The organism is Mesorhizobium sp. LNJC394B00 (assembly GCF_000502555.1).
In the GTDB taxonomy this organism is placed as follows: Bacteria; Pseudomonadota; Alphaproteobacteria; order Rhizobiales; family Rhizobiaceae; genus Mesorhizobium.
Genome location: NZ_AYWH01000004.1, coordinates 181,111 through 192,724, shown reverse-complemented (window position 1 = coordinate 192,724; position 11,614 = coordinate 181,111). Strand labels below are relative to the sequence as shown.

The 11,614-nt window shown below is 62.6% G+C and carries 9 protein-coding genes and 1 pseudogene; 2 read left to right on the top strand and 8 right to left on the bottom strand.

Annotation, left to right across the window (positions count from 1 at the left end; all coding sequences use genetic code 11):
- Positions 1–34: 34 nt before the first annotated feature.
- Positions 35–463, bottom strand: a complete 429-nt coding sequence (locus X751_RS147135) for a GFA family protein (protein ID WP_050588073.1) — start codon at positions 461–463, stop codon at positions 35–37.
- Positions 464–532: 69 nt separating this feature from the next.
- Positions 533–1,144 carry an ATP-dependent Clp protease proteolytic subunit gene (locus tag X751_RS147140; protein WP_023672669.1) on the bottom strand — a complete coding sequence of 204 codons (612 nt, stop codon included), beginning with the start codon at positions 1,142–1,144 and terminating at the stop codon, positions 533–535.
- 480 nt (positions 1,145–1,624) lie between these two features.
- On the opposite strand from X751_RS147140, the gene X751_RS147145 reads away from it, so the two are divergent.
- A complete protein-coding gene (locus X751_RS147145) occupies positions 1,625–2,989 on the top strand; it encodes a Do family serine endopeptidase (protein WP_245265787.1) in 1,365 nt (454 codons plus the stop codon).
- 200 nt (positions 2,990–3,189) lie between these two features.
- Here X751_RS147145 and X751_RS147150 read toward each other — a convergent pair whose 3' ends face one another.
- The 6 genes and pseudogenes from X751_RS147150 to X751_RS147170 all read right to left on the bottom strand — a co-directional run bounded on the left by X751_RS147150 (position 3,190) and on the right by X751_RS147170 (position 10,224).
- Positions 3,190–4,155 carry an ABC transporter permease gene (locus tag X751_RS147150; protein WP_023672667.1) on the bottom strand — a complete coding sequence of 322 codons (966 nt, stop codon included), beginning with the start codon at positions 4,153–4,155 and terminating at the stop codon, positions 3,190–3,192.
- 3 nt (positions 4,156–4,158) lie between these two features.
- Complete coding sequence (locus tag X751_RS147155; RefSeq protein WP_245262660.1) at positions 4,159–5,106, bottom strand: ABC transporter permease; 948 nt, start codon at positions 5,104–5,106, stop codon at positions 4,159–4,161.
- Between the two features lie 53 nt (positions 5,107–5,159).
- A pseudogene (locus X751_RS01000000163905) lies at positions 5,160–6,714 on the bottom strand (sugar ABC transporter ATP-binding protein).
- A gap of 60 nt (positions 6,715–6,774) precedes the next feature.
- Positions 6,775–7,755 carry an ABC transporter substrate-binding protein gene (locus tag X751_RS147160; protein WP_023745095.1) on the bottom strand — a complete coding sequence of 327 codons (981 nt, stop codon included), beginning with the start codon at positions 7,753–7,755 and terminating at the stop codon, positions 6,775–6,777.
- A 103-nt stretch (positions 7,756–7,858) separates the two neighbouring features.
- Positions 7,859–9,478, bottom strand: coding sequence for a GMC family oxidoreductase (locus X751_RS147165; RefSeq protein WP_023714229.1), 1,620 nt, complete (start codon positions 9,476–9,478; stop codon positions 7,859–7,861).
- Positions 9,475–10,224 carry an FCD domain-containing protein gene (locus X751_RS147170; RefSeq protein ID WP_023707502.1) on the bottom strand — a complete coding sequence of 250 codons (750 nt, stop codon included), beginning with the start codon at positions 10,222–10,224 and terminating at the stop codon, positions 9,475–9,477. Before X751_RS147170 ends, X751_RS147165 begins: the two co-directional genes overlap by 4 nt.
- Before the next feature lie 187 nt (positions 10,225–10,411).
- On the opposite strand from X751_RS147170, the gene X751_RS147175 reads away from it, so the two are divergent.
- Positions 10,412–11,506, top strand: coding sequence for a mandelate racemase/muconate lactonizing enzyme family protein (locus X751_RS147175; protein ID WP_023745094.1), 1,095 nt, complete (start codon positions 10,412–10,414; stop codon positions 11,504–11,506).
- The last annotated feature ends 108 nt before the right edge of the window (positions 11,507–11,614 follow it).

Below are 11,614 nucleotides of genomic sequence, written 5' to 3'. Positions count from 1 at the left end.
ACGGTTCAAGGGGTGGAGGGCCATTCGAGCATGGTCATACTCGTCGGGCTTCGCGCCAATTTTGGCCTTCTTCGGTGCGATCGCCCGCGAATTGGTCAGCCCAAGGCAGGTTGTGGAGCCAGGCTTCGCGCCGGGGGGTCCAAAGCTCGTATGTCGGGAGAAGGTCGTTTGGCGCATCGTCGAGAGTGCCGATCATGATCTCGGCTTCGTCGTCGCGGAGATTCACCACGCGCGACCCGCATGCCGGACAAAAACCTCTGCCGTTGAACGCCGCAAGCTCGCCCTTGCACTGGTAAGCCGACCGTGGCCACACGGCAAAGGCACTGTAGGTGCTGCCGCTGGTTCGCTTGCAATCCTGGCAATGACACAAGCCAACGCGCAACGGCGCGCCGGCAACAACATACCTCACAGACCCGCAAAGACAGCCGCCGGTCCGCTCTATCTTGTCAACCTCGTCGTTCATGGTCGCCGCCGACATGAGTGAGGGGAAACGTGTTGGACTCCGCTCTGCCGTTTCCATCGAGGCATCAAGTTAATGGGCAATGTCTTCAACAAGGCCTAGCTCCAAAGCTCTTGCTGCCATCAGGTAGCAGCTGTTCAGGGCATGGTCGCGCAGCTCTTCCAGCGATGTTCGAGAACCTTGGACGAGATCGGCGAACCCTTCATTCTCGAGTCGCTCTGCCGTTTCCAACAGCGCAAGTTGTTCGCGAACGATCTGAAGACAGCTTCGAATTGGTCCATTCAGAACCAAGTCTTTCTCAAGCCTTCTTTCATGAATCAGCAGGACTGCTTGCGGGCAAAGGAACCTGCAGGCTTTCGGGAAAGCGGCAAGGACCGTTACCCCGGCAGAGTAAACCGTATTCTTGCCAATGATGTAGCCGTTGCGGCCCGAGTGTTTCAGAAAAAGTTTGAACTCTAGAGCTAGACGTCGCGCGCCGTCGGCGTCGCCTCCGGGCGTGTCGATTTCAACGTAGAGATCGTCTTCCCCGGAACGCACGGCTTTCAAATCGTCCAAGGCTTTGGTGACGACAGTGTCATCAATCAAGCCGTGTATACGCAAGTTTGGATCGAACAAAAGCCGGTGAAGGTCTGGAGCGGGCGGCGGGGAGACGGTGTGTTCGGCTGACTGGGGCAACAGGTCCATATAGGCATCCTCATTATGGGGCCGAACTTAGTTGGTACCCTTTTGTTCCCTTGAGGGAGTTCGAGCGGTGGTGATCACAGCCGCGTCTCTCAGCGGCTGTGGAGCTCCCTCTTTCATTGCAGATCCTTTTCGCACCAGGCCCGGTAGAGGCACCTCAGCCGCTAGGTTGGCTCCATGGGCATATCGGGCATTTGCCGGAGCTGACGAAGTCGCTTTGCTGATTTCTGCCACGTCCGGGACCAGTCCTGTGGACGGTTCAACTCGACGGCCTCAATGATTCCCGGCTGCTGCCTTCCGGACCCTCGCGGTCGGGCTATTTTTCCTGGCCGTGCCATTTTTCCGGGGGGCTGAAACAAACAGCTTTGTTGGCAGTTCTAGCGTCCGGAGCACCGGCTCCGCGCGGCGCGGCCGAGCGGCCGGGGCTGTCCGGCAGGAGGTCCAGCAATGTCTCACGATATGCAAAGACGATTTGCAACGCGCTTGATCGCGATTGCGCTGATGCTCTCGGCCAGTGGCGTGGCGCCTGTCCTGGCCCAGGATACCCCGACCGACTTCACAGCGATCATCCAGCAGAAATTGCCGGCCGTGGTCGCGATCACGACCCGGGAGGTTGTCCAGGACCAGACGACGGCGGGCGACTTTACAAGTCCGTTCGATGGCCAGGGCCTCGGACCCGTTCAGCCGCAGGTGAGGGAGGCGCTTGGCTCCGGATTTGTGATCAGTGCCGACGGCTACATCGTCACCAACAACCATGTCGTTGCCGATGCGACAGAGATCCATGTCGTATTTTCCGACAAGGAAACGGCGCCGGCGCAATTGGTCGGCCGTGACCCCGCCACCGATATAGCGGTGCTGAAGGTCGACCCGCGGCCCAACATGACCACGACCAAATGGGGCGACTCGGATGCAATGCAGCCGGGCGCATGGACAATCGCGATCGGCAGTCCCTTCGGGCTCGGGGGGACAGTCACTGTCGGCGTCCTTTCGGCCCGCTCGCGAGACATTCAAGCCGGGCCGTACGACGATTTTCTCCAGACGGACGCGTCGATCAATCGAGGCAACTCGGGCGGTCCGCTGTTCAACGCACGTGGCGAGGTGATCGGCGTCAACACCGCCATTGTCTCGCCGTCGGGCGGCAGCATCGGAATCGGGTTTGCGGTGCCATCGCGCACCGCCCAGAGCATCGCCGACCAGTTGATCCGAACCGGCCGGATCGAGCGCGGCTTCATCGGGGTCCGCCTGCAGGACATCACGCCGTCGCTGGCTGAGGCCCTCGGGATGAAGGATGACAAGGGCGCGCTGGTTGCTTCGGTCGAGCCCGGCAGCCCGGCGGAGAAAGCCGGCTTGAAGCCGGGTGACGTGATCACCCGATTCAACGGCAAGGGCATTGAGGGTGTCCATGACCTCACGCTTGCGACGGCTAGTCAGAAGCCTGGCAGCAAGGCCACTCTGACACGGAGTAACGGCGGCAAGGACCAGGAGATCGCGCTTGTCATCGGTGAGCGCAAGGATGCGGAGGTGAAGACCGGCGCTGTTCCCGACAAGAAGTCGGCGGCCGAAGGCCTCGGCCTATCCCTCAGCCCGATTCCGGATCAGGCGCGTCAGCAGCTAGGCATCAAATCAGGAACAACCGGCGTCTTCGTCGTGGAAGTGGCTCCCGATGGCCTTGCCGCCCGGAGCGGATTGCAGCCCGGCGATGTCATCATATCGGCCAACGATCGGCGCGTGACGGAGCCTTCGGATATCGTCGAGGAGTGGGCGAACTCTCGCCGGCAGAGCAAGCCCATCCTGTTTCGGCTGGAAAGGCAGGGGCAGTCCGTGTTCGTGGCGGTCGCCGGGAAATGACCGTCTCCAGGACGGCCATGTGACTGCACCAGGATCCGCTTGCGGATCCCGCTCCAAGGGTGTCGGACCCCAGGTGCACCGGGGAAGCATCGCCGCAGAAAGTCTGCGGGATGCGCTCATTGGCCGGGCGCGCAACGCGCACTTATTCTGCAGCGTCAGAGCTCTTTTGAGCTCGTCGTGCTCGAGTGTGCTCGCCATCCTCAGGCAGTTTCGCGCCTTGCCGTAAGCCGTGCCTGGAGAAGGACGACGACGAGCAAAAACAGCCCGCGGATCACCGACTGCCAGTACGCTGACAGCGAAATCCAACCCATGCCGTTTTCGAAGTTCAGGACGTTGAAAAGGATCCCGAGCAACAGCACGCCGGCCAGCGTGGTCAACACCGAGCCCGAGCCGCCGGTCAGCAGCGTCCCGCCCACGACCACGGCTGCGATGGCAAACAGCTCCCAGCCGACGCCCTCGATCGGCTGGCCTGCGCCGAACTGAGAAGCGAGGACGACGCCGGCGAGCCCGGCCAGGCACCCGCTTGCGACATAGACGAGAAATTTGACGCGGTCAGTGCGCAGCCCCATCAGCCGCGAGGCATCCTCGCCACCGCCGATGGCCAGCACCGTCCGTCCCGTGCTGGTGTAGTTCAGGACCACTGAGCCGACGGCATAGGCAACCAGGGCGATGACTGCCGGAATCGGGAAAATCCAGAAATTCCCTTGGCCGATGGCGGTGAAGCCCGAATCATAAGACACCGAAACGGTCTGGTTGCCGGCCAGAAGCAGCGCCGAGCCGCTTGCGGCCAGCATGGTGGCAAGCGTGGCGATGAATGGCATCAGGTTTCCGCGCGTAACCAGGAGCGCGTTGATCAGCCCGGCTGCCAGGCCGGCGCCAACGCCCGCTGCAAGGCCTGCCACGATGCCGTGCGGGCTCGCCAGGGCCGACGCGACGCTGCCCAAGGCGGCGACGGAGCCGACGGACAGGTCTATGCCGCCGGTCATGATCACGAAGCACATGCCGAGCGCGACGAGCGCGAACATCGAGTTGTAGCGCAGAACGCTCATCACGTTGAAGAGGCCGAGGAAGCGGTCGTAGCGCAGGAATCCGAACAGGACGAGGGCTGCAAGCGCGATGACGACACCGTAAGTGCCGATGATGCGAACCAGTCTGGCGCTGTTCATGGATTACACCCGGTGTTGCTGCTGCAGCCAGACGGCGAATGCGATGATGCCGGCCTTGACGACGAGCGCAGCGGCGTCGGGCACGCCATTGGCGAGCAGCGTGTAGCGCACCAACTGGATGGTCAGTGCGCCCAGCAGGGTGCCGATGATTGTGGCCTTTCCGCCACTCAACAGCGTGCCGCCCACCGCGACCGCCGCGATGGCGTCGAGTTCCATGCCCAGCCCCACGAGATTGGCGTCGCTGGAGGAGTTGATCGCAATGACGACGAGCCCGGCTAGCCCCGCGCACAGGCCGCTGATCGCATAGACAGCGAGCTTGATCCTCGATACGGCGATGCCGGCGAGTTCAGAGGCCTTTTCATTGCCGCCGACCGCCAGGATGCTTCGCCCGAACACCGTGCGGTGAAGGGCCCAAGCGGCCGCCGCAACCAGCACGGCCATGATGATGACCTGCGCGGGAATGCCGAGCGGGCGGGCAAGTCCGATCCACTGGAATTGCGGCACGCGGAAGGTCTGCAGATTGCCGTTGGTCATGACCTGCGCGATCCCGCGCCCGGCGATGAACAGCACGAGCGTTGCGACGATCGGTTGGATGCGGAAACGCGAGACCAACCAGCCGTTGAACAGCCCGAACAGGCCGGCGACGAGGATCGAGGCAATCATCGCGACGGCTACCGCCAGATAGATGTTTCCGACCGGGAAGATCGTGCCCATGAAGATCATCGGCGCCAATGCGCCGGAGATCGCCATCAGCGAACCAACCGACAGGTCGATGCCGCCGGTGGCGATCACCAGGGTCATCCCCACCGCGACGATCACAATTGTGCAGACCTGGGTTAGGTTGACGTTGAGTGTCTGCAGCGTCGCGAAATTGCGCGTATAGGCAAGGTTGAAGACCACCAGCAGCACAAGCGCGATCACCGTGCCGTAGCGCGCCAGGAAACCGAACACATCAAAGCGGCGGTTTCCAGCGTCGTTGGCTGCGGATGGTGTGGCCAGATCGCTCACGCTGCCTCCTTCGCCGCGCCGCCATGCGCCATCGCCGCGAGCACGTCCTCCTCGTCGGCTGCCTGGCCTTCCAGTTCGGCCACCCTCACTCCTTCGCGCAGCACGAATATGCGGTCGGCTCCTTCCATCACTTCCTCGAGTTCCGAGGAGATCATCAGCACGCCGAGCCCGTCATCGGCAAGCTTGCGGATGAGGCGCTGGATCTCGGCCTTGGCCCCGACATCGATGCCGCGGGTCGGCTCATCGAGAATGAGCAGCTTCGGGTTCATTGCCAGCCAGCGGGCAAGCAGCACCTTTTGCTGGTTGCCGCCCGACAACTCGCGGACCTTCTGGTTAGGCCCCGAGCATTTGATGTCGAGTTCACGAATGAAGCGCTCGACGATCTCCTTCTGCCGGGCCTCGTTCAGGATGCCATTGCGGCTGATTTTCGGCAGCAGTGCCAGTGTTATGTTCTCCGCGACGGTCATTTCCGGCACGATGCCCTCGGCCTTGCGGTCCTCAGTGCAGAAGCCCATCCCTGCGGCGATGGCATCGGCGGCACGTGCGGGATGGTAGGACGCGCCCTCCATCGTCATCTCGCCTGCGCTCCGGCGGTCGGCGCCGAATACGAGGCGGGCTGTTTCGGTGCGGCCGGCGCCGAGCAAGCCGGCAAAGCCGGCGATCTCGCCGCGGCGCAGGTCGAAGCTCACGTCACGGACCAACTGGCCGGCTGCCAGCCTTTGCGCGGTAAACAGCACATCCCCGATCCTCGACCGATCGCGTTCGCCGAACGCGGTCGCGTGGCTTTCGACGGCTGCGACGTCGCGGCCGAGCATGGCCGCGACCAGCTCCAGCTTGCCGATGTCGCTCATCGCCGCGCTTCGCACCGTGCGGCCGTCACGCATGATCGTGACCCGGTCGCAGACCTCGTACAACTCGTCGAGCTTGTGGCTGACGAACAGAACGGAGACGCCGTCGGCCTTGAGCTGACGGATAACGCTGAACAAGACCGAGACTTCACGCTCGTCCAGCGAGGAGGTCGGCTCATCCATGATCACGAGGCGGGCGGAAAAGCCGATGGCGCGGGCGATCGCCACCATCTGCTGCGTGGCGGTGTTGAAATCGCTGAGCGGGCGGCGCACGNCGGCGCACGTCGATGCCGATCGAGAAGCGGCTGAGCAGGCGCTCGGCTTCCGCATGCATCGCGCTCCAGTCGAGCAGGCCGCGGCGGCGCTTCTCGCGTCCAAGGCAGATGTTCTCGGTCACCGAGCGCAGCGGTACGAGATTGATCTCCTGGTAGATGGTGCTGATGCCGCTGACCTGCGCCTGATGCGGAGACCCAACTTCGAACGGCTTCCGTTCGAACAGCACCTGCCCCGCATCCCGGCGGTAATAGCCGGTGAGCACCTTGATAAGTGTCGATTTGCCCGCACCGTTCTGGCCGATGAGTGCGTGGATCTCGCCCGGAAGAACCTGGAGCGAGGCATCGGCCAGGGCAGGGATGCCGGCAAAACGCTTCTGGATGTCACGCATGTCCAGGAGCAGCGCGGCTTGGTCCGGCTGAGCGGTCATCGTCAAACTCCCAAACCCTACCCGCCGAAGCGGGTAGGGCAACTGGAAAGAAAGTGGATATCAGAACGCAATATCGAAGTCTTTCTTCGCGTTCGTGGCGTCGAAGAAGGCATCCTCGTTCTTGATGAACGGCGGGATCTTCTTGCCGGCCGCATAGTCGGCCATCGTAGCGAAGGCCTTCGGCCCGAACAGCGGGCTGCAAGCGCAGATAGCGCCGATCTTGCCGTCAATGATCGCCTGGACGCCTTCCTTCTCGCCGTCGATCGACAAGATCAGCACATCCTTGCCCGGGGTCTTGCCGGCTGCTTCCAAAGCGGCGATGGCGCCCAGCGCCATCTCATCATTATGCGCGTAGATGATATCCGCATCAGGGTGCGCCTGAAGCAGCGTCTCGGCGACCTGCCGGCCCTTGTCGCGGGCGAAGTCGCCGGACTGCGACGCCAGGATGGTGAACTGCGAGTGCTTGGCGATGAAATCGTCGAAGCCTTTCTTGCGGTCGGTAGCGGCCGAGGCTCCGGTCGTGCCTTCCAGCTCGATGATTTTCGACTTGCCATTGGCGTTCTTGACCAGCCATTCGCCGACGCGGGTCGCCTCCTCGATGAAATCCGAACCGATGAAGCAGACATAATCCTCGCCCGGCTTTGCCATGGTGTGATCAACGTCGCGGTCGACCAGAAACACCGGTATGCCGGCATCGCGCGCGGCAAGGATGACCGGCACCAGGGGCTTGTCTTCGCGGGGCGGCAGGAAGATTGCGTCGACGCCCTGCGCGATCATCGAGTTCACGTCGGAGGCCTGCTTGGCCGACGAACCGGCGGCATCCGTGTAGACCAGCTGATGGCCAAGCTTGGCGGCTTCGTCCTGCATGCTCTTGGTCTCGGCAAGACGCCACGGATTGTTGCTTTCCGTCTGGGCGAAACCGACCTTGTACTTGTCCTTCTTGGCGAGCGGCGGGAGCGCCGCGAAGGCGCGTGAGCCGAGTGTCAGCGCGACCGCGCCGACGGCGGAGCCAACCAGTAGTTTTCGACGGGTAATGATCATGCTCTTTCCTCCTTTATCGTCGCTTTCAGCGACTGTGTAATTTCCTCACGATATCGGCCCAGACGGCTTCGGCGATGACGCCGTCGGGAAGCTGGATCAGGCGCTATGCCGCCTCCAAAATAAAGTCGGCGCAGCGGTCGCCCAGCATCATGGCGGGCGCCGCCGTATTGCCGGCATTGATGTTGGGGCAGGCCGACATGTCGGCAACCCGCAGATTGTCTATTCCGCGCACGCGCAGCGCCGCGTCCAGCACCGCCATCCGGTCGCTGTCCGAGCCCATCCGGCATGTCCCGGCCGGATGGTAGTTGGTCTTCACAAAGCGCTTGCAATGCTTTGTCATGGCTTCGTCGCTGAGATCATCCTGGCTTGGCACGGCAATGGCCTTGACCCGATCGGCGAGCGGCTTGGTCTGAAAAGCCTGCAGGAAATAACGCTGGCCGCAGATCATTTCCCTCATGTCGTCGGGATGTTTAAGGAGGTTCGGCGAAACGATCGGCATGTCCTTCGGATCCGCCGAACGCAGCCTTACGAAACCGCGCGACTTTGGCTTCACCACCACTGTCGTCACGGTAAGCCCATAGGTGTTCTCGACCAAGGTCAGGATATCGCGGTCCAGATAGACGTGCGGCACGCAGAAGGCCTGGATCGTCGGTTCGCCCTCGGGATCGGCCGGATTGACGAAGGCTCCGGCCTCCACCCCCGCTGACAGGATCGTGCCGGTGCCGAAGAGCTTGAAATGCAGGCCGTTCCTGATCATCCTCCAGCCTTGGCCCTGCCTGAAATAGCCGTATGGGCCGTTTGCGGTGGCGATGATCGGCACCTCCGGATGGTCGATCAGGTTTTCGCCGACCCCGGGCAGGTCGGCGACGCAGGAAATACCGTGCCCGGCAAGCGCCTCGGCGGGGCCGATGCCGGACAGCATGAGCAGTTTCGGCGAGACGAGGGCACCGGACGAGACGATCACGTCGGCATCTGCATGGACGGTATGCTCGGCGCCCGACGCATCCGAATAGACGACGCCGGTGACCCGACCGTTTTCGATCAGCAGCCGGCTGACTGTGCAATTGAGTTTCAGCGTCAGCTTGGGATCATTCGTCAGCGGCTCGATGAAGGCATAGGCGGCGCTGCTTCGCTTTCCCCGCCGGTTCATGAACTGGTAGAAGCCGACCCCGCGCTGCGACGGTCCGTTGAAGTCATGGTTGTACGGCAATCCAAGGCCTTGGACGGCCTGGACGAACCAACGGGAAACATCATCGATGTGGCCTGGATCCGAGACCAGCAGCGGACCTTCGCTTCCATGCAGTTCGCCGCCGAGGCGGTTGTTTCCCTCCATGCCGGTGAAATGCGGCAGCACCGCCTGCCAGTTCCAGCGTACGCCGGCATTGTTGCCGCGCAGCAGCTCGTCCCACTCCTCATAATCGGCCGAGCGGCCTCGCATGTAGACCTGGGCGTTGACCGAGGTGCCGCCGCCCAGCACGTTGCCTTGCGAGATTTCATGGACGCGCCCGTCGAGATGGGCCTGCGGCTCGGTGCGGTGATAGCGCATGAATTTCGAGCCGTTGATCATCTTGAAGATGCCGGGCGGCATGTCGAGCAAGGGGTGATGATGGGAATGGCCGGCCTCCAGCAGCAGGGTTCGCCGTCCCGCTTTGACAAGCCTTGCCGCCGCGACGCAGCCGGCTGCTCCGCCGCCCACCACGATATGGTCGTAGGACTGCGTCATGCTTCCGGCGCCTCACGGCTTTCGAATGTTCCGCGGACATACTCCCAGGCCGCCGAGAGGTGGTTGAGCAGCGCCCGCTCGGCGCCGTCAGGATCTCGCTCAAGGATGGCCGTGCAGATTTCACGATGGCTGAGGAAATTCACGCGGTTGCGCTCGGGCGACCGTGGCATGCGCATCCAATGCGGCGACAGCCATGCGGTAAATGCCTTGTGCACGACAGGCAGCACCGGGTTGCGCGCGATGTCATAGAGCGCTGCGTGGAACGCCACGTCCGTCGCATAGAATTTCTCAGAATCCGGGATGGCCGCCTCGTTCATCGCCAGCGCCGCCCTCAGGGCTGTGACGTCATCCTTGCGGGCATGGATGGCGGCGTTGCGCGCCAGCGACGCCTCGAGGAAGACGCGCATGTCGTAGAGGTTCTTCACGCCCGCCTGGTCGCTCAGCAGATGTCCTACAATGCCGTCGAGGGCGCCGAGCGCGGCATCCAGGCCAGGCCGGCGCGCCACGGGCCGGAACCGCGGACGCGCTTCCACTAGGCCGCGGCTGGCCAGGCGCGCAATCGCCTCACGCACAACGCCCCGGCCCACACCATACTCGATCATCAGTTCGCGCTCGGCCGGCAGGTAGCTGCCGTCGCCAAGCCTTCCGGACGTGATGTCGGCCTCTATGCCGGCCACCATCGCGTCGGCCGCGCGGGCGGCGAGAATAGCCGCGGGCATCTCAGGACGCTCTTCCGTATCCAGCAAGCCTTTTCCTCCCAGATGGTTCTGTTATTAGAAGGTAAATCGGACCAAAGCACAAGCGGATTGGTGCTTTTGTAGGACCAAAAATGACAGACTGGCTTCAGAACCGCTGAAAGATCAGCCACATTGTTGCCAGTCAGCGCTGCCGGTGCAATTATGGTCCGATGAAAAAACCTGAATGGAGCGCAGCATGAGCCGCACCGAAATCAAGGAAGTCGAGACCCGGCTGTTCCGGGTCCCACTGCGTGAGGTGATGACCGATGCCAAGCACGGCGCGCACACGCATTTCGAGCTGGTCACCGTCACGCTGAGGCTTGCCGACGGCACCGAGGGCACAGGCTACACCTACACCGGCGGCAGGGGCGGCTATGCGATCAAGGCAATGATCGATCACGACCTCGCGCCGTTCCTCAAGGCTCGCGACACGACGCAGATCGACACGATTTACGACGGCATGCTCTGGCACATCCACTATGTCGGGCGCGGCGGCATCGCTTCTTTCGCGATTTCGGCGATCGACATCGCGTTGTGGGACCTCAAGGGCCGGCGTAGCGGCCTGCCGCTTTGGCAGATGGCGGGCGGGGCCGGGAAGAGCGCCAAGGCCTATCGCGGCGGCATCGACCTAAACTTTACCCTCGATCAGCTTTTGGCCAGCATCGATTCCTACCTCAATGGCGGCTTCACCGGGGTGAAGATCAAGGTCGGCAAGGACGACCTGGCCGAGGATGTGGCCCGGGTGAAGGCAGTTCGCGAGCGCATAGGACCTCATGTCACCTTTATGGTTGACGCTAACTACGCGCTCGACGTCCCGCGAGCGATCGAGGCAGCGAGAGCATTCGCCGCCTACGATCTGCTGTGGTTCGAGGAGCCCATCATACCCGACGACTATGAGGGTTACGCCAGCATTGCCAAGGCGACCGGAATGCCCCTGGCAATGGGAGAAAACCTGCATGTCATCGAGGAGTTCGAGCATGCCTTCGCTTGGTCGAATCTCAGCTACATCCAACCCGACGCCTCCAACTGCGGCGGGGTCACAGGCTGGCTGCGCGTGGCAGCGCTCTCACGCAAGGCTGGCATTCCGGTCTGCAGTCACGGGATGCAGGAACTTCATGTCAGTCTCGTTGCAGGTCAGACAAATGCCGGCTGGGTGGAGGCGCATAGTTTCGATATTGACCTTTACACCACCGAGCCGCTTAGGCTTCAGGATGGTTTGGCGATAGCACCCGACGAGCCTGGAGTGGGCGTTGTCTTCGACTGGCGCAAATTGGCGGATTTTCGCCAATAGCGCCCCCTGAACGGCGGCACGGCCGCATGCATTTTGTCCGGATCCTGATTCCTCGTTCCGGCAACGCGGAGAGCCCTTCGACAGGAAGACTTCGACCGTCTGAAGAAC